Genomic DNA, 18,726 nt, shown 5'->3' with positions numbered 1-18,726 from the left:
CCGAGAGTCCGCCTCTGACTACTCCTGGTGGCCGCACGGGGTGAGGAGTGCTGATGAGGTTCCGGCATCGGGACGGTTCGACCGTCCAGCTCGGGTACTGCGCGACGGTGCATCCGGCCGCGGAGCTCGACGACCTGGTCGCGGCGCTCGACGGCTGTGCCGGTGCGGTCCGCGCGCGGCTCGGCGTACCCGTGCTGGGAATCGGGTTGTGGTTCCCGCACCGGCTCGCCGACCGGCTGGCGAACTCGCCGGCCTCGCTGAGCAAGCTGCGCCGCGCGCTGCACCGCAATCAGCTGGAGGTCTTCACGCTCAACGGCATCCCGCATGCGCAGTTCACCGACAAGGTCGTCGGCAGCAAGCTCTACTGCCCGGACTGGACCGACCCCGAACGGCTGCGCTACACGCTCGACCTGATCGACGTACTCGCTGACCTGCTGCCCTCGGACGCGCCGTACGGGTCCATCTCGACGGTGCCGCTCGCCTGGCGCGTGCCGTGGTCGAGGGCGCGCAACCGGGCCGCGCGGGAGGCCTTCGACCGCGTCGAGCAACACCTCGCGCGGACCGAGGCCAGGACCGGCCGGACCATCCGCATCGCCGTTGAGACCGAGCCGGGTTGCGTGCTGGAGATGATCGGCCAGGCCGCGGCCTGGCTGGACCGCTACTCCAGCCCGAACGGCGGTACGTCGCGCATCGGGCTCGGACTGGACACGTGTCATCTGGCGGTGCAGTTCGAGCAGCCGGCAGAGTCGTTCGAGCTGCTATGGCGAGCGGGCGTGGATGTGGTCAAGGCGCAGCTGTCAGTGGCTCCGACGCTGGTGGATCCGTCCGACGTACCGGGCCGCTACGTGCTCAGCCAGCTCGGTACGGCGAAGTACCTGCGGCAGGTGCGCGAGTGGGGCGGGCCAGGGGTGGACGATGTGGAGCAGGCGTACGAGCTGTCGGGACACGCGGCCTGGCGGATGCACGCACACCTGGCCGCGCACGCTGCGCCGCCGCCTCCGCTCAGCGCGACAACCGGCGTACTCGACGATTGCCTGACCCGGCTGGTCGGAGGCGGTCACGCGCTCACGCACCATCTCGAGTCCGAGGTCTACGTGTGGCCGCGGGCGCCCAAAACCCAGCAGACGTTGGCGAAACGGATCGCGAAGGAACTGGCCTGGCTGCGGGACCGGCTGACCGCTCTCGGCCTGGACGAGGCCTACTAGCCGTTCGCGATCCGGGAGACCGCGAACAGCAGGATCACCAGGATCGAGAAGATCCGCAGGAACTTCGGGCCGCGGGTGACCACGGGCCACGACAGGAACGCCAGCCAGCCCAGCAGCAACGCCAGCAGTACCAGGGCCGGTACGCCGACCGGAACCGGAGCGAACACTCCGACGAGCGCCAGCAGCAGCGTGATACCCGGCAGGGTCAACTTGGGCGCGGCGTGCAGCTTCGCGACGTACGGATAACTGATCTTCGTGATCCGCTGCCGCAACGGGCTGCTGGGGGTGCTCATGCCGCCATTGTTCCAGGTCTTAGGGTGGGGCCCGTGTTCGTGGTGATCAGGTTCCGGGTGGGGGAGTCCGCGCAGGACGAGTTCGCCGAGCGGCTGCGGGCCGCGGTGGAGGTGCTCGGGAAGCAGAAAGGGTTCGTGGCGGCGCGCACCGGGCGGAACGTCGACGACCCGGAACTGCTGGCGCTGACCCTGGAGTTCGAGAACGTCGGGAGCTACCGGCGCGCGCTGTCGCCGTACGACGTGAAGCTGACCGCCGTACCGCTGCTGTCGCAGGCAATCGACGAGCCGACGGCGTACGAGGATTTCCCCGGCTGACGCGGATTCGATAGAGGGTGCCCGGGACCGATAGCCTGGACCCTTCCGTAGTTTCGCCAAGTATCCGTTCAGTACCGATCTGTGCCCGTTCTGGAGTCGAAAAGTGCCCGTGGAAACCGTCGATGCCGTCGTCAGCCTCAGCAAGCGGAGGGGCTTCGTCTACCCGTGCGGCGAGATCTACGGCGGTACCAAGTCGGCCTGGGACTACGGACCGCTCGGGGTCGAGCTGAAGAACAACGTCCGCACCCAGTGGTGGCGGACGATGGTCACCGGCCGCGACGACGTCGTCGGCCTGGACTCCTCGGTGATCCTGCCGACCCAGGTCTGGGAGGCCTCCGGCCACCTGGCCGAGTTCGTCGACCCGCTGACCGAGTGCCAGTCCTGCCACAAGCGGTTCCGCGATGACCACCTCCGCGAGGACTTCGCCCGCCGGAAGAACAAGGACCCCGAGGACGTCAAGCTCGCCGAGATCGCCTGCCCGAACTGCGGCAACAAGGGCACCTTCACCGAGCCGCGGATGTTCAACGGCCTGCTGAAGACGTACCTCGGCCCGGTCGAGTCCGAGGAGGGCCTGCACTACCTCCGCCCGGAGACCGCGCAGGGCATCTTCGTCAACTTCGCGAACGTGATGGGCACCGCCCGGAAGAAGCCGCCGTTCGGCATCGCCCAGGTCGGCAAGAGCTTCCGCAACGAGATCACCCCCGGCAACTTCATCTTCCGGACCCGCGAGTTCGAGCAGATGGAGATGGAGTTCTTCGTCGAGCCGGGCTCCGACGAGGACTGGCACGAGTACTGGCTGAAGGCGCGCTGGGACTGGTACGTCGGCCTCGGGCTGAACCCGGACAACATGCGGTTCTACGAGCACCCGAAGGAGAAGCTCAGCCACTACTCGAAGCGCACCGTCGACATCGAGTACCGGTTCAACTTCGGCGGCAAGGAGTTCGACGAGCTCGAGGGCATCGCGAACCGCACCGACTTCGACCTGTCCACGCACTCCAAGCACTCCGGCGCGGACCTGTCGTACTTCGACCAGGAGAAGGGCGAGCGCTGGACGCCGTACGTGATCGAGCCCGCGGCCGGGCTGACGCGTAACGTGCTCGCGTTCCTGCTGGACGCCTACACCGAGGACGAGGCGCCGAACGCGAAGGGCGGCGTCGACAAGCGCACCGTACTGCGCTTCGACCCGCGGCTCGCGCCGGTCAAGGCCGCCGTCCTGCCGCTGTCGCGGAACGCGGACCTGTCGCCCAAGGCGCGCGACCTGGCCGGCGAGCTGCGGAAGAACTGGAACGTCGACTTCGACGACGCCGGCGCGATCGGCCGCCGGTACCGGCGCCAGGACGAGATCGGTACGCCGTACTGCATCACCGTCGACTTCGACACCCTCGAGGACCAGGCCGTGACGATCCGCGAGCGGGACTCGATGAAGCAGGAGCGGGTCGCGCTGACCGAGGTCACCGGGTATCTCGCCCAGCGCCTGGTGGGTTGCTGACCATGCGGCGGACGGGGGCCTTGGCGGTGGTGGCGCTGGTCGCGCTGCCGTTGTCGGCGTGCTCGGACAGTGCGCCGGAGGCCGGTCCGTCGGCGCCCGCCTCCAGCACGGCGTCGAGTGCGCCCGCGTCGAGTGCGCCGATCCCGACTGCGTCGACGCCGACGCTGACCGCGCTGCCGACGCCGTCCAAGCCGTGGCCGACGCCGAAGGTCACGGGCGAGCCGGAGAACGACGCGCCGCTCGCCGAGCGGATCACGTTCGCGATCGCCAAGCAGGCGCAGATCGCGGCCGGCAAGGCGGCGCCGACGACCGTGAAGTGCCCGGGGATCGACGACGCGGACAAGCCCGGCAACCACGAGCTGACCTGCACGGTCACGTACGCCGGGAAGTCCTACAGCGGCACGTTGACGGTCGAGGCGAAGACGTACACAGCGTCGTACAAGTTCACCTCGCAGTCGGTCGCGATCGTTCGCGCCAAGGTGGTCGACGCCGTACTGCGGACCGTGACGGACGCCGCGAAGGTCACCTGCACGATGGACGACGTCGCCGTGGTGAAGCACTCCGGCGAGCCGATCGCGTGCGACGTGACGACGACCGCGAACGCCGTACAGCCTTACAAAGCACAGGTTTCCGGTAACGGACAGGTGCTGGTGGCGAAGGCCTGACATGCTTCAGCTGGGTAACCTGACGATCGAAACGCCGGTGGTGCTGGCGCCGATGGCCGGCATCACCAACGCGGCGTACCGGCGGCTGTGCGCGGAACAGGGCGCCGGGCTGTACGTGTGCGAGATGATCACCTCGCGCGGCATCGTCGAAGGTGATCAGAAGTCGCTCGACATGCTCACCTTCGACCCGCGGGAGACCGTGCGGTCGGTGCAGCTGTACGGCGTCGACCCGACGTACATCGGGAAGGCCGTGCAGATCCTCTGCGACCAGTACGGCGTCGCGCACGTCGACCTGAACTTCGGCTGCCCGGTCCCGAAGGTGACGCGCAAGGGCGGCGGCGCGGCCCTGCCCTGGAAGCGGAACCTGCTCGGCGCGATCCTTCGCTCCGCGGTCCAGGCCGCGACGCCGTACGGCGTACCGGTCACGATGAAGACCCGGATCGGGATCGACGCCGACCACCAGACGTACCTCGACGCGGGGCGGATCGCGGAGGAGTCCGGCGCGGCCGCGATCGGGCTGCACGGGCGGACCGCGTCGCAGGCCTACTCCGGACAGGCGGACTGGTCGACGATCGCCGCGCTGGTCGAGCACGTGGACATCCCGGTGCTCGGCAACGGCGACATCTGGGAGGCCGGGGACGCGCTGCGGATGGTGGCCGAGACCGGGTGCGCCGGGGTGATCGTCGGGCGCGGGTGCTTGGGACGGCCGTGGTTGTTCCGCGATTTGGCGGTGGCATTCTCGGGTGGCGAGGCGCTCAGTCTGCCGACGTTGGGCGAGGTTGCGGCGGTGATGCGGCGGCACGGTGAGCTGCTTGCTGAGCTGATGGGGGAGCAGCGTGGTCTGCGGGACTTCCGCAAGCATGTGTCGTGGTACCTGAAGGGCTTCCCCGCCGGCGGCGAACTCCGCGCCGCGCTCGGCATGGTCGACACGCTCGCTCGGCTGGACGAACTCCTGGCCCAACTCGACCCGAGTGTCCCGTTCCCGGTAGCCGAACTGGGCGCCCCCCGCGGCCGCCAGGGCAGCCCCCGAGACCACATCGTCCTCCCCCAAGGCTGGCTCGACGACACAGACGGCCTCACCGCCGACCTGGCCGACGCGGAAATCGGCGTCTCCGGCGGTTAATAGGACACCGCTTCGCGGCGCCTGTTCTGTTGGCCGCCTTCGGCGGCGGGCGCGTCGGGCGGGGCGCCTGATTGCTCCGGCGCGGTGCCCGCACCTGTTCCGCGGGTTGTGTGTCGGATTGGCTCTCGGGTGTTCGTAGTACGGGTGATAGTGGAGCTACTGAGGAGGGCTTATGAGTGCGTCGTACACGTGGGACATCTTCTGCACGCTCGATGGGTTCGGGTCTTATGACGAGAACGGGGACTGGGGTGGGTATTGGGGGAAGGGTGGGCCGGAGTTCATCGGGCGGCGGGTGGCCTTGTATCGGGACGACGTGCGGATGGTGCTCGGGGGGAATACCTATCGGCAGTTTCTCGAGGTACTGGGGCCCAGCGTGGAGGAGGCCAAGTTCGATGATCAGGTGAATTTGCGGATGCTGACGTTGCCGACGACCGTGGTGTCGTCGACCCTCGAAAGCCCGCTGAGGTGGAAGAACGCGACCGTTGAAGCCGGCGACGCGGTGGACGTTGTGGCCCGCCTCAAGCACGAGTCTGAGTTGCCGCTGCGGTCTGTCGGTAGTGTTGCCATGAACAACGCTCTGATGGCCGCCGGACTGGTGGACCTCGTCCAGGTGACGATCTTTCCGGTGATCAGCGGTCGCACCGGCGCGGACCCGATCTTTGCGAAGGCCGCCGATTTCGACCTAACGCTCGTCGAGGCCCGGACGCTCGACAACCACACCCAAGAGCTCATCTACCACCCGACTCTCCACGCCTGAGCGCACGACGACAGCGGCCTCGTCGGGCTGCGGTGGTTCGAAGTCGGCGAGGTGTTGCTCGAACACAGCATCGGCAACGTCCCGCCGCCTCGGATCAGCCCGGTTCGCGGCCCACCGCCGGCGGACCGTCGCCTGGTCCACATCGACGTACACCAAGGTGAATCGGGCCCCGGCCTCGCGCGCCAGCGAGCGCCAGCGGTCCCGCAGGAATCGCGGCGAGCTGGTGTCGTCGACAACCACCGATGTGCCGGCACTCGGCAGCCCGCGAACCTCGGCCGACGCCAACTCGTGCGTCCGCACCCACTCCTCGACCGGGATCCCGTCGCCACCCCACAGTCCGCGCCGCTCGTTCAGCTCGTCGAGACTCACCACCTCAGCGGCCAACCGAGGCGCGAGCGCCCGCGCCAGCGTGCTCTTGCCTGAGAACGAGGTGCCGCACAGCAGAACCAGTCTGGCCACGCCGCCATCCAACCGACCGCGCCAGGCCGTCCGCAACACCTGCCGGTATCGCGGAACACGCCACGCGGTGTCTCGTGACTCCGGGAGGTGTCGCGATCAGCGCGGGTTGGTGGTGCGCCAGTTGATGTAGTGCGCGACGGCTTCAGGCACCGTGTAGTGCGGGGTGAAGCCGGTGGCTTCGGTCAGGCGCGTGATGTCCAGGTGCGGGCCCGGCTGGCCGCCGGGTTTGCAGGGGACGTCCAGTGCTTCGGCCAGTTGCTGGTTGCGCATCGGGCTGCCGCTGGAGACGTTGTACGTCGTGTGGTCGAGCGTTCCGGCGGTGACGAGGAGCGCGATCGCGCGGCCGGCGTCCGGGGCGTAGCACCAGTCGCCGCCGTCGTCGGCGTGCAGCGCGTCGGGTGTTTCGCCTCGCAGTACGGCGTTGATGTACGGCGGGAGGTAGTTGAACGGGGTCTCGGGATCCATCAGCGGGCCCCACGTCGACCCGATGCGCAGGATCAGCGGATGGACGCCGGACCCTTGCAGCGCGTGCGTGGTGATCGGCTCGACGGACTTCTTGAACGCGACGATCAGGTGCGGCAGGTCCACGGTGGACAGCGGCAGGCCTTCGTGCCAAGGCGTTTCGGCCTGCCCGGCGTACACCCCGAGGCTGCTCGCGACCGCGAACCGCCGGCCGCCCCACGACCGCGCCGCGTCCAGCGCGTTGAACAACCCGGTCATGTCATGGCGGAAGTACGCGACCGGATCGTCCGGGATGCTGCCCGCGAGGTGCACGATGTCCGTCACGTCGTACCGCTCCCCGAGGGCGAGGAACGCGTCCCGGTCGGTGACGTCCAGCGCCTCCACCGCGACCTCGCCGTCGAGGAACGACGGCACCGAACTCCGGCGATGCGACGTCACGACGACGTCCCGGCCGAGGTCGAGGAGGGCGCGGGCGGTGTGGGCGCCGATCATGCCGAGCCCACCGGTCACGAGGATCATGCCCGCGACGCTACGAGCGGTACGCCGTGCCCGTCTTGAACGAATCACGCATCCTGGAAGCCCGGGCGGCCGTTAGGCTCGGGGAATGGCGCGTAAGGCGGATGAGGTGCGGGACGGGGTCGAGCTGACCAATCTCGATCAGCCGTTGTTCGACGGGGCCGAGGCGACCAAGCGGGATCTGGTCGACTACCTGGACGCGGTCCACGAGCGGATCCTGCCGGAGCTGCGGGAGCGGCCGCTGTCGGTGGTGCGGATCCGGCCGGGTCAGCCCAAGTTCATGCAGAAGAACGTGCCGAAGTACACCCCGGACTGGGTGAAGACCGTGCAGGTGTGGGCGGAGGCGTCCAAGCGCGAGGTGTCGTACGCGTTGTGCGACGACCGCCGGACGCTGCTGTGGTTCGGGAACCAGCGCGCCGTCGAGTACCACCCGACCTTGATGCGGGCCGACCGCTGGGACCGGGTCACGCATCTGGTGCTCGACCTCGACCCGCCCGAGGGGGAGACGTTCGCGATGGCGGTGCAGGCGGCGCTGCTGGTGCGGCAGGCGCTGACCGACTCCGGGTTGGCGGGTGCGGTCAAGACGAGTGGTGCGAAGGGCGTGCACGTGTTCGTGCCGATCGACGACAGCGTGCCGATCGAGGACGCGGCGGCCGCGACGCGAGCGATCGCGGCGCGCGCCGAGAAGCTCGATCCGTCGGTCGCGACCACGGCGTACATCAAGGAGGACCGGCACGGGAAGGTCTTCGTCGACTCGACGCGGGCCGGTGGTGCGACGGTCGTCGCGGCGTACAGCCCGCGGGTCCGGCCCGGTACGACGGTGTCGTTCCCGGTGGGCTGGGACGACCTGGAGAGCGTGACGCCTCGCGACTTCACGGTGCGTACGGCGCTCGAGCAGCTCGGCGACCGCGACCCGTGGGCGGAGCAGGTGCCGGCGCCGCAGTCCCTCCCCGAGGACCTGCTCGAGGAAGGCCGGGCGATCCCGGTCGCGCGCGTCGCGGCGATGCACGAAGGCAAGCGCCGCAAACGCGCCCGCGAGGCCGAGGCCGCAGCCGACCCGAAACCGGCTGACCAGAAGCCAGCCGACTAGGACTCTGTCGCCGTCGTCAGGTCGAGCGCCCGGCGACGGACGACCGGCGCCGGGTGGTTGCGGAGGGCAACCAACAGTGCACGCCACTCGGGCGACCACCCGGCGCGCGGTGCCGCGGCCCCCCAGCACGGCGTTGGCCAGCAGCCCGGAAGCGAGATCGGGGGAGTGGACGAGCACTTCGGCAACCGGCAGCAAATCGGCCGGAACCCAGCTGGACTCGGTCGCGCCCAACCGCGAGCCGACGAGCTGAGCCGCAGTCAACGCAGCCAGCGGATCGTCACCGACGACATCGCCGAGCTCGTCGACCTCCAGCGTGAGCACCAGCAGCTGCAGCCGCAGTTCGACGAAGTCCGGACCAACCAGCTCATCGGCGACTGCGCGCAAGTGCCGACGGGTCTCAGCCGAACGGCGGCTGAAGTGACTGGCCAGCTCACCGACCAGGTAGCCGAGGCGCTGCCGCGCCGGGTGATCCCGGTCCGGCTGCGCGTCCGGCAGCGCCGGGTCCGCCTCCAGCCGCACCAGCAGCCGGACGGTCTCCACCACCTCGTCCAGCCCAGCTGGCGCATCCGTCGCGAAGTACGACACCAGGGCAGTAGTCGCGTCCCGCCACACGCGGTTGCGCAGCGACAGTCGACTGATGAAGTCAGCACACACCCGCATCGCAGCCGGGTTGGACCGCGCCCACCCGAGCAACCCGAGCAACGCCGGTCCGACAACGTCCGGCTCGCTCCGAGTCGTCACAGCGATCAACAGGTCCGCGTACCGCGACCGGTACGCCACAGGTACGTCGTACGCCCGCCGCGCCGTCAGCGCCACAGCAGTCGCCGCCGAGTCGTGCACCGCCTGCTCCAGCACGGCCCACGCCGCAGCGTCGTACAGCAGGTACTGCGACACAGTCCGCGCAATAGCCGCCCGCACATCCCGATGCGCCCCGGACCACGCCTCTGTGAGTACTGCGCTCGCACCTGGCGCCCGCAGCTCGCCCAGCAGCCGCACTGCCTCCTTCCGCGACGTGACCTTGACCGCCTCACCAGCTAGCACCGGCTGCAGCAGCCCAACCAGCAGACTCGGCCGCACATACCGCGCGGCGCGCCCAGCCGCATACACAGCGACCCGCGCCCGGTCGTCACCCGCATGCGCCAGCAACAACGGCATCGCCAGGTCAGGCCGTTCCGTCCACGCCAGCGCAGCGAGCGCAGCCTCTTGCAGCAGTACGTCGGGACTCACGAGGAACTCGTCCAACGCGGCCCGTGCACCAGGTACCCGCCCGAGCGTCTTGACCGCCGACGCCCGGTACCACTCCGGCATCCGCTCGTCACGAGCGACGCCGACCAGCAGCTCGGCGTACCGGGCCTGCTGCCGCGGCAACCAGAGCCGCAGCGCGTAGCTCGGCACCTCCCACGCAGCGCTGTTCCGGTCGAAGCGACGGATCTGGTCCGCCGCAGCCAGCACTGGATCGAGCAGGTCGAGGCGGAGTTCGGTCACCACCCACCAGACCGGGTGCCAGCGAGCCATCCGTACGTCGCGCGCAATGATCTGCTCGATGCGCGGCCCGCGGGTAGCGGGCGCGTCCAGCCAGTACCGGCACGCCGACTCGACGGTGTACTCCTGGTTCGACCAGACCGCCTGCTCCAGCACCTCCTGCAGCGGCTGCAACGACCACGCCCGCCGGCCGAGAGCACCCGCCACCGCGAGCGCCAGCCCGAACTCGTTCCGCTTGGCCGCGGCCTCGATCGTCGGGCGCAGTACGTCGTACACCTCGACCTCGCGGCCGCGGGGCAGCCCATCGACCAGGCCGTACAGACTGAGCGAACCCGTGTTCTCGGACAGGCGTGCGTGCGCCTGTAGTCCCCATTCCAGTACGCCGGGCCGGTCGTGGACGGCGCCGCACACGACCGCCTGCTCAGCGAGCTGTCTCAGCGTCCGCCGCGTTGCCCAGGACGCGTCTCGCGACGCCAGCGCATCGGTCAGCAACGTGTCCAGCGACTCGGTCAGTGCATCGGTCAACAGCGTCGGTGGCAGGTCTACGACAGCCTGCAGGGCGTGCAGCCGCACCGTGTCCTGGTCGTTGCGGATCCGTCCGGCTGCCCAGGTGACCGCCTGCACCACCTCCTCCGGTCGCCTGCCGTAGCCGGCCGACCGGAGAATCGCCTGGTAGACCGAGCTGCGGATACCGGCGTCCGGAGCGCCCACCTCCGGCTGGAGCAGCGCGAACGTCTCGTCGAACGGCAGGTGACTGGCGACCCTGCGGCGCAGCGTCGGGTTCTCGCTGATCGACGGCAGTGCCAGCATCCGCCGCGTCTGTTCGATGCGCACCGCGTGCGGCAGCACCTGGAGGAGGTCCGAGCTCAGCTGTGCCTGACCGAGGTCGACAGACTCGGTCACCGCCGCGAAGATCACCGCCCGCCGCGACGGTGCGAGTGCAGCCAGCAGAGCAGTGAGCTGCGGCCACAGGACCCGGCCGAGCGCTACTAGTTCGTCGTCGGAGTACCTGTGCAGCCGCCGCTGGAAGGCCGGCGTGAGCGCCCGCTGCACCACGTGCCGCCGGTCAGGTGCCAGCAGCAGCTCCAGCACACCAGCCCGGTCCCGGTCGGTCAGCGGACCGATGATGTCGACCACGGCCCCCGGCAGGTCGTGTGCCGGCATCGCCTCCTTGAGCAGCTGCAGCACCTCGTCCGGCGTGTGTGCGAACGCCGCAGTGACGCCGTGGCCCACGCCCTGCCACCACTCGTCGTCGGCAGGCAGCGTCGTACGAGCAAACGCCAGTACCTCGTCCGGGTGGTGCTTCGCGAGCTGCCGCCAGCCGCCCGGCGTCACGCAGTACGCCAGTTCGGGCAGCAGCCGCGCCACGGTCGCGTGGTCGGTCGTGTCGAGCAGACCGGTCGCTGCCACGTCGCCCCAGCGCGCCCGGTGCTCGTCGATCAGCCGTACTGCGAGATGCTCGCGGCGCTGCCGTCGTACCAAGGCCACCAGCTTCGACCGCAGCGCGGCGGGCGCGTCGTCGTACAGGATCCGCAGGTCGTCGTCGGTGACCGGCACCCCGCGGCCGACCGCCGCGAGCGCCCGCGACTGGACGGCCGGGTCGGGGTCGCGGAGCATGCGGACGACGTACGACGTGTCGCGGGTGATCTCGGCGAGCTGCAGCCCGAGGAGCCGCTCGAAAGCGGTACCGCGCGCCAGCTCGCCGAGGAGGCCGACCAGCTGCGGCGCCTGGTCGGCGAGCAGCCGGACGCGCTGTCTGTACGAGAGTCCGTCGATCGATCGCAGCAACTCGGGCAGACGCATGCGCCCATCCTGCCCAATGCGTGGTGTCAGCTCCGCAGAGAGGCGTCCAGGATCATGGTCGCGGCCTCGCGTGCGCGGACCGCGGGGGCCGCGGTGCCGGAGATCGCGGAGCGGGTGATGGCGCCCTCGCTGAGCAGGATCAGGTGGTCCGCGAGTGCTTCGGGATCGGCGGCGCCGGCCTCCGCGGCCAGTTCGGCGAGCGCGCGGCGGAAGCCCTCCTTGTGCTCGAGCGCGAGCTCGGCGACCCGCGGCGACACGGTGCCGAGCTCGCCGAACGAGTTGATGAACGCGCAGCCCCGGTAGTCGCGCTGCTGGAACCAGGCGTACAGGAAGTCGAAGACCGCGAGGATCCGGTCGCGCGGGTCCGTCGCCGCGTCGACATGCTCCGCGAGCATCGACTTCCAGAGCGCGTCGCGGCGGTCCAGGTAGGCCTCGATCAGCTTCTCCTTCGACGGGAACAGCTGGTACAGCCGCTTCAGCGACACCCCGGACGCCGCCCGGATCGCGTCCATCCCGACGGCCTGCACGCCGCGCTCGTAGAACAGCGCGTCGGCCGCGTCCAGCACCTGCCGCTGCGCCGTCCCGGTGTCCAGGACCATCGGTCCACCTCCTGCGTGACCCGCGCCACCTTGCGCGGAGAACCATCGTTCTCCTACAGTAGCAAACGCCGCCGGAGAACGAGCGTTCTCCGCAGAGACCAGGAGGATGACCATGACCGTTCTAGAGCCCGCCGCCCAGGCCTTCGCCGACGCGACCGCGCGACCGCCGTACCTGTTCCAGCTGTCCCCGGAGGAGGGCCGCAAGGCCGTCGACGAGGTGCAGACCACCGACTACCCGAAGCTGCCGGTCGACGAGGAGTGGGTGACCGCCGCGGACGGCACGAGGGCCCGGATCGTGAAGCCGCAGGGGGCGACCGGCGTGCTGCCCGTCATCCTCTACATCCACGGCGCCGGCTGGGTGTTCGGCAACGCGCACACCCATGACCGGCTGGTCCGCGAACTCGCCGTCGGCGCGGGCGCCGCGGTGGTGTTCCCGGAGTACGACCTCTCGCCCGAGGTCCGGTACCCGCACGCGCTGGAGCAGAACTACGCCGTCGCCCGCTGGATCCTTGCCGCGGGCAAGGAGCACGGCCTGGACCCGGAGCGGCTGGCGATCGCCGGCGACTCGGTCGGCGGGAACATGACGGCCGCGGTCACGCTGCTCGCGAAGGAGCGCGGCGACGTGAAGTTCGTCCAGCAGGTGCTGTTCTACCCGGTGACGGACGCGGCGTTCGACACCGCGTCGTACAAGGAGTTCGGGGAGGGCTACTTCCTGCAGCTGGAGGGCATGAAGTGGTTCTGGGACCAGTACACGACCGACGAGAACGAGCGGAACCAGATCACCGCGTCACCGCTGCGCGCGACGACCGAGCAGCTCACGGGCCTGCCGCCGGCGCTCGTGATCACGGGTGAGGCCGACGTACTGCGGGACGAGGGCGAGGCGTACGCCGCGAAGCTCCTCGAGGCCGGCGTACCGACGACGGCGGTCCGGTTCGCCGCGATCATCCACGACTTCGTGATGCTGGACGCGCTCCGCGACACCTACGCCGCGAACGCCGCGATCGAGCTCGCGGTCTCGACCCTGCGCAAGGCGCTCAACTGACCCGCTCCAGCTCGGCGAAGGCGGCGGCGAGCTTCGGCAACGTGAAGTGGGCATTCAGGCCGCTCGGGTTCGGCAGCACCCAGACGCGGGTCTCGCCGATCATCCGGTCCTGCTTGCCCACTGCCGCCGTACGTTCGCCGAAGGCGTCCCGGTACGCCGTGACGCCGAGGACCGCCAGCCATTCCGGGTGGACGGCGAGCACCTTCTTCACGAGGTTCTCGCCGCCCGCGACCAGCTCCGCCCGGGACAGCTCTGCCGCCTTCGCCGACGGCCGGTCGACCACGTTGGTGATGCCGAGGCGGTAGGTCAGCAGCTCCTGCTGCTCGCTCGGTTTCAGCTGCCTAGGCGTGAACCCGCTCAGCTGCAGCGCCGGCCAGAACCGGTTCCCCGGCCGCGCGAAGTGGTGCCCGGTCGCCGCCGACATCAGCCCGGGGTTGATACCGCAGAACAGCACCCGCAAGCCGTCGCCGATCACATCCGGAATCGCGTCCACGCGGGACAGCCTAGGCCTGTACGGAAGAACGGGTAGTGGTGCCGCCCCTCGGCCGCCCACCTGCCCGGCCACCGCTCAGCCGGCCCATGCTCGGGTGACCACTACCCGTTCTTCGGTACGGAACGCCACGACGTAGGTTGGGCCCATGCGCGACTGGTCGGACAGGTTGAACGAGCTGGCGGTGGCGGCCGAGGTCACCGGGGCGGTGCTGGGGATCTGGCACGACGGGACGACGACCCTCGTGCCGTACGGCGTGCTGAACGCCGACACCGGCGTCGAGACGACTGCGGACTCGCTGTTCCAGATCGGCTCGGTGAGCAAGCCGTGGACCGCGTCGATGATCGTCCAGCTGGCCGCCGAGGGCCGGCTGCGGCTGGACGATCCGGTCGTCAAACTGTTGCCTGAGGCACCGGTCGATCAGCGGATCACAGTCCGTCACCTGCTGACTCACACCAGCGGCATCGACGGCGACCTGTTCACCGACACCGGCCGCGGCGACGACTGCGTGGAGCGGTACGTCGCGCTCCTCGCCGACGTCGACCAGCTCTTCGAGCCCGGCACCGCGTACTCGTACTGCAATGCCGGATTCGTGCTCCTCGGCCGCCTGATCGAAGTACTCGACGGCCGGACCTGGGACGAGTCGCTCAAAGCCCGCCTGATCGACCCGCTCGGGCTCAGCCGAACCGTCACGCTGCCGGAGGAGGCGATCCTGCACCGCGCCGCCGTCGGTCACCTCGCGACGGACGGCTCCCGGGTCAACACCTGGCAACTGCCGCGCAGCATCGGCCCCGCCGGGACGATCACCGCGAGCGCCGCTGACGTCCTGGAGTTCGCCCGGGCGCACCTGACGGACGAGCGGTACGCCGGGATGCAGGAGCCGCAGGTCCCGTTCGCGGCCGGGATCGGCGGGTTCGTCGATCTCGGGCTGACCTGGCGGATCTACGACTGGGGCGGGCGCCGGCTGTTCGGGCACGACGGCTCGACGATCTCGCAGCTCGCGTTCCTGCGGATCGACCCCGAGGCGCGCCTGGTCATGTGCCTGCTGACGAACTCCGGCAACGGCACCCGGCTGTTCGAACCGCTCGCCTCGGAGGTGTTCACCGAGTACGCCGGTGTCGCGCACCCGGAGGCCCCGCAGCCGATCGACGTGCCCGTCGACGACCGGCACGCCGGGCGGTACGAGCGCGCCAGCGTCCGGCTCGACGTCGCGAAGCGCGACGACGAGCTCGTGATGGTCTACCGGGCGACGGGGGACCGGCTGCTGTTCTCCGAGGACCCCGAGCACGTCTACGAGCTGCGCCCGACCGCGCCGGACGACGGCAACCACTTCGTCACCCGGGAGTCACCGGCGCACCCGTGGGTGCCGGTCACGTTCACGCCCACGCACGTCTTCACCTCCGGACGGGTCACGCCCAGGCGTTGAGATAAACCACGTGCGTCCTGGGGTGACCGAGCTAACGTCTCACACGTGACTAGTGCACCTGCTGAACTTCCCCGTAAGGCCGGTGACCTCCGGGCCGCCGGACACCTCCCTCGGTCGATCAAGACCGAGATCCGTGACAACCTGCTGAAAGAGCTCCGGGCTGGGCGTGATCCCTGGCCCGGCATCGTCGGTTTCACCCGCACGGTGATCCCGCAACTCGAACGCGCCCTGCTCGCCGGGCACGACGTCGTACTCCTGGGAGAGCGCGGTCAGGGCAAGACCCGGCTGCTTCGGACCCTGGTCGGCCTGCTGGACGAGTGGACGCCCGTCATCGAGGGCGCCGAGCTGCCCGAGCACCCGCTCGACCCGATCACGCCCGCCTCCCGGCGCCGCGCCGCCGAGCTCGGGGACGACCTTCCGGTCGCCTGGCTGCACCGCGACCTGCGGTACGCCGAGAAGCTCGCGACGCCCGACACGAGTGTCGGTGACCTGATCGGTGACGTGGACCCGGTGAAGGTGGCCGAGGGCCGCAGTCTCGGCGACCCGGAGACCATCCACTTCGGCCTGGTCCCGCGCTCGCACCGCGGCATCGTCGCGATCAACGAGCTGCCCGACCTCGCCGAGCGCATCCAGGTCGCGCTGCTGAACGTGATGGAGGAGCGCGACATCCAGGTCCGCGGGTACACGCTGCGGCTGCCGCTCGACGTGTTGCTGGTGGCAACGGCGAACCCGGAGGACTACACCAACCGCGGCCGGATCATCACTCCGCTGAAGGACCGCTTCGGCGCCGAGGTCCGGACCCACTACCCGCTCGACATCGACGCCGAGGTGGACGTGATCCGGCAGGAGGCCGAGTTCACCGCCGAGGTCGGCGAGCCGCTGCTGGAGGTGCTGGCGCGCTTCGTCCGGCACCTGCGGGAGTCGACCTCGATCGACCAGCGCTCCGGCGTGTCCGCGCGGTTCGCGGTCGCCGCGGCCGAGACGATCGCTGCCGCGGCCCTGCGCCGGTCCGCGATCACCGGTGAGGAGCCGGCCGTCGCCCGGCCGGTGGATCTCGAGGCCGTTCCCGCCGTACTGCGGGGCAAGCTCGAGTTCGAGCCCGGCGAGGAAGGGCGCGAGATCGAGCTGCTCGAGTACCTGCTGCGCCGATCGGTGGCGGACACCGCGCGCGAACGGTTCGCCGGACTCGACCTCACTCCACTTGCCCATGCCGTTGCTGACGGCAACCTTGTGACGACCGGTGAGCGGGTGCCGGGCCGGGAGGTGCTGGCCGCGCTGCCCGAGCTGCCGGTCCTGCACGACGTGGCCGCCCGGGCCGGTGTCGAACCGGACGACTCGTCCGGCCGGATCGCTGCGGCGGTCGAACTCGCCCTGGAGATGCTGTACCTGTCGAAACGGGTGGCGAAGGACGCCGACAACGACACCACGATCTACGGGGCCTGAGATGTCGGCTTCAATCCCGGAAGGCTGGTCCTACGGACCGTGGCACGACGGGCCGGATCCGCTGAAGGCGCCGGCGGACCTGCGGGACGCGCTGGACGAGATCGGCCGGGACGTCATGAACGGGTCGTCGCCGCGGTCCGCGCTGGAGGAGCTGCTCCGGCGCGGCACCCGGAACACCCAGGGCCTGGACGACCTCACCCGCCGCCTGTGGGAGCGTCGCCGCGAGATCCAGCGGCGGCACAACCTCGACGGCACCCTCCAGGACGTCCAGCGGCTGCTCGACGAGGCACTCCAGGCCGAGCGCCGCGAGCTGTTCCCGAACCCGTCCGACGACGCCGGCTTCAAGGAGGCCGAGCTCGACGCGCTCCCGTCCGGTACGGCGGCCGCGGTCCGGGAGCTGGCGAACTACCAGTGGGAGTCGTCGGAGGCCCGGGAGAAGTACGAGCAGATCCGCGATCTGCTCGGCCGGGAGTTGCTCGGCTCGCGGTTCGAGGGCATGAAGGAGGCGCTGCAGCAGACCACGCCCGAGGACGTCGAGCGGATCAACGAGATGCTGACGGACCTCAACGCGCTGCTCGCGGCGCACGCGCAGGGGCGTCCCGACGTACCGCGGTTGTTCGACGAGTTCATGGCCAAGCACGGCGAGTTCTTCCCGGAGAACCCGCGGAACGTCGACGAGCTGATCGACGTCCTCGCGCAGCGGGCGGCCGCGGCGCAGCGGATGCTGAACTCGATGACGCCCGAGCAGCGGGCCGAGCTGATGGAGCTGTCGCAGCAGGCGTTCGGGTCGCCGCAACTCGCGCAGCAGTTGGCACAGCTGGACGCTCAGCTGCAGTCGCTGCGGCCGGGGGAGGACTGGTCCGGGTCGGAGCGGATGAGCGGCGACGACCCGCTCGGGCTCGCCGACGGCGCGCGGGCGATGTCCGACCTGGCCGAGCTGGATGCGCTGGCCGAGCAGCTGGCCCAGTCGTACCCGGGTGCGCGGTTGGAGGACATCGACCTCGACGCGCTCACCCGTCAGCTGGGCGACGAGGCGACGGTCGACGCCCGCCGGCTGACTGAGCTGGAGCGGCAGCTGCGTGATCAGGGCCTGATCGAGCGGGCGCCCGACGGTTCGCTGCGGTTGTCGCCGAAGGCGCTGCGTCAGCTCGGTCAGACCGCGTTGGCCGACGTACTGCGGACCGCGCGCGGATCCGGCGAACGGGACGCGGCCAACGCGGGCGCAGCCGGTGAGCTGAGCGGATCGACGCGGCCGTGGGAGTTCGGCGACACGCAGCCGTGGGACGTGCCGCGGACGGTGCGGAACGCCGTACTGCGGACTGCTTCACGCAGTGGTTCGGTGAAGCTCGACGTGGCCGATGTCGAGATCGCGGAGACCGAGCACCGGGCGCGAGCCGCGGTCGCGTTGCTGGTCGACACGTCCTGGTCGATGGTCCAGGAGGGCCGTTGGCTGCCGATGAAGCGGACGGCGCTCGCGTTGCATCAGCTGATCTCGACGCGGTACCGCAACGACGCGCTGCAGCTGATCACGTTCGGCCGGTACGCCGGGGTGGTCGAGTTGCCGCAGCTGATCGGGATGGAAGGCACCTGGGAGCAGGGCACCAACGCGCACCACGCGTTGCTGCTCGCGGGCCGGCATCTGCGGCGGCACCCGGACGCGCAGCCGGTGGTGCTGATGGTGACGGACGGGGAGCCGACCGCGCACCTGGAGCCCGACGGCACGGCGGAGTTCTCGTACCCGCCGGAGCCGGCCACGCTCCGCAAGACGATCTTCGAGGTCGACCGGCTCGCCAAGCTCGGCGCGTCGCTGACCGTCTTCCGGCTGGGCGACGACCCGCGGCTGAACGCGTTCGTCGACCTGCTCGCCCGCCGCAGCGGGGGCCGCGTCCTCGCCCCCGACGCGGACGGCCTCGGCGCCGCGGTCGTCGGCGACTACCTCCGCACCCGCCGCAAGCTGTAGCCGGCGACATCCCAGCGGGACCGCGGACACCCCACCGGGACCTCGGACATCTGACCAGATGTCCGAGGTCCCGTTTTGCTGTCCGCGGATCGGGACCTTTGGCCTCC

Annotated in this window: 16 protein-coding genes; 11 read left to right on the top strand and 5 right to left on the bottom strand. The window is 70.1% G+C overall.

Annotation, left to right across the window (positions count from 1 at the left end; all coding sequences use genetic code 11):
* The first annotated feature begins 53 nt into the window (after positions 1–53).
* Entirely contained in the window at positions 54–1,205 is a 1,152-nt protein-coding gene (gene eboE / locus ABN611_RS39695) for a metabolite traffic protein EboE (RefSeq protein ID WP_350277463.1), read from the top strand.
* Here the strand turns inward: eboE and ABN611_RS39690 are convergent.
* Positions 1,202–1,498, bottom strand: coding sequence for a DUF6703 family protein (locus tag ABN611_RS39690; protein WP_350277462.1), 297 nt, complete (start codon positions 1,496–1,498; stop codon positions 1,202–1,204). The two genes, eboE and ABN611_RS39690, sit on opposite strands and share 4 nt — an antisense overlap.
* A 33-nt stretch (positions 1,499–1,531) precedes the next feature.
* On the opposite strand from ABN611_RS39690, the gene ABN611_RS39685 reads away from it, so the two are divergent.
* From ABN611_RS39685 to ABN611_RS39665, 5 genes are all read left to right on the top strand, one after another.
* Complete coding sequence (locus tag ABN611_RS39685; protein ID WP_350277461.1) at positions 1,532–1,813, top strand: antibiotic biosynthesis monooxygenase; 282 nt, start codon at positions 1,532–1,534, stop codon at positions 1,811–1,813.
* A 103-nt stretch (positions 1,814–1,916) separates the two neighbouring features.
* On the top strand, positions 1,917–3,302 hold the full coding sequence (locus ABN611_RS39680) for a glycine--tRNA ligase (RefSeq protein ID WP_350277460.1): 1,386 nt from the start codon (positions 1,917–1,919) through the stop codon (positions 3,300–3,302).
* A gap of 2 nt (positions 3,303–3,304) precedes the next feature.
* Positions 3,305–3,967, top strand: coding sequence for a hypothetical protein (locus ABN611_RS39675; RefSeq protein ID WP_350277459.1), 663 nt, complete (start codon positions 3,305–3,307; stop codon positions 3,965–3,967).
* A 1-nt stretch (position 3,968) separates the two neighbouring features.
* Positions 3,969–5,090 carry a tRNA dihydrouridine synthase DusB gene (gene dusB, locus ABN611_RS39670; protein WP_350277458.1) on the top strand — a complete coding sequence of 374 codons (1,122 nt, stop codon included), beginning with the start codon at positions 3,969–3,971 and terminating at the stop codon, positions 5,088–5,090.
* Between the two features lie 172 nt (positions 5,091–5,262).
* On the top strand, positions 5,263–5,847 hold the full coding sequence (locus ABN611_RS39665) for a dihydrofolate reductase family protein (RefSeq protein WP_350277457.1): 585 nt from the start codon (positions 5,263–5,265) through the stop codon (positions 5,845–5,847).
* Here ABN611_RS39665 and ABN611_RS39660 read toward each other — a convergent pair.
* On the bottom strand, positions 5,773–6,306 hold the full coding sequence (locus tag ABN611_RS39660; protein WP_350277456.1) for an ATP-binding protein: 534 nt from the start codon (positions 6,304–6,306) through the stop codon (positions 5,773–5,775). The genes ABN611_RS39665 and ABN611_RS39660 overlap by 75 nt on opposite strands.
* Before the next feature lie 96 nt (positions 6,307–6,402).
* Complete coding sequence (locus tag ABN611_RS39655) at positions 6,403–7,287, bottom strand: NAD(P)-dependent oxidoreductase (protein ID WP_350277455.1); 885 nt, start codon at positions 7,285–7,287, stop codon at positions 6,403–6,405.
* A gap of 85 nt (positions 7,288–7,372) precedes the next feature.
* Here ABN611_RS39655 and ligD point away from each other — a divergent pair, with 85 nt between their 5' ends.
* Positions 7,373–8,374, top strand: a complete 1,002-nt coding sequence (gene ligD / locus ABN611_RS39650) for a non-homologous end-joining DNA ligase (protein ID WP_350281747.1) — start codon at positions 7,373–7,375, stop codon at positions 8,372–8,374.
* A gap of 3,311 nt (positions 8,375–11,685) precedes the next feature.
* On the opposite strand, the gene ABN611_RS39645 is transcribed toward ligD, so the two are convergent.
* A complete protein-coding gene (locus ABN611_RS39645; RefSeq protein ID WP_350277454.1) occupies positions 11,686–12,258 on the bottom strand; it encodes a TetR/AcrR family transcriptional regulator in 573 nt (190 codons plus the stop codon).
* Positions 12,259–12,370: 112 nt separating this feature from the next.
* Here ABN611_RS39645 and ABN611_RS39640 point away from each other — a divergent pair, with 112 nt between their 5' ends.
* Positions 12,371–13,300, top strand: coding sequence for an alpha/beta hydrolase (locus ABN611_RS39640; RefSeq protein ID WP_350277453.1), 930 nt, complete (start codon positions 12,371–12,373; stop codon positions 13,298–13,300).
* Here the strand turns inward: ABN611_RS39640 and mug are convergent.
* A complete protein-coding gene (gene mug, locus ABN611_RS39635) occupies positions 13,293–13,793 on the bottom strand; it encodes a G/U mismatch-specific DNA glycosylase (RefSeq protein WP_350277452.1) in 501 nt (166 codons plus the stop codon). The genes ABN611_RS39640 and mug overlap by 8 nt on opposite strands.
* A 145-nt stretch (positions 13,794–13,938) precedes the next feature.
* On the opposite strand from mug, the gene ABN611_RS39630 reads away from it, so the two are divergent.
* From ABN611_RS39630 to ABN611_RS39620, 3 genes are read left to right on the top strand one after another with little or no spacing between them, the layout of a single operon-like run.
* Complete coding sequence (locus ABN611_RS39630; RefSeq protein WP_350277451.1) at positions 13,939–15,216, top strand: serine hydrolase domain-containing protein; 1,278 nt, start codon at positions 13,939–13,941, stop codon at positions 15,214–15,216.
* 45 nt (positions 15,217–15,261) lie between these two features.
* A complete protein-coding gene (locus ABN611_RS39625; protein ID WP_350277450.1) occupies positions 15,262–16,659 on the top strand; it encodes a sigma 54-interacting transcriptional regulator in 1,398 nt (465 codons plus the stop codon).
* A 1-nt stretch (position 16,660) separates the two neighbouring features.
* Complete coding sequence (locus ABN611_RS39620; protein ID WP_350277449.1) at positions 16,661–18,619, top strand: VWA domain-containing protein; 1,959 nt, start codon at positions 16,661–16,663, stop codon at positions 18,617–18,619.
* The last annotated feature ends 107 nt before the right edge of the window (positions 18,620–18,726 follow it).

It is taken from the genome of Kribbella sp. HUAS MG21, from assembly GCF_040254265.1.
Classification (GTDB): domain Bacteria; phylum Actinomycetota; class Actinomycetes; order Propionibacteriales; family Kribbellaceae; genus Kribbella.
This window is presented reverse-complemented; position numbering and strand designations above follow the sequence as displayed.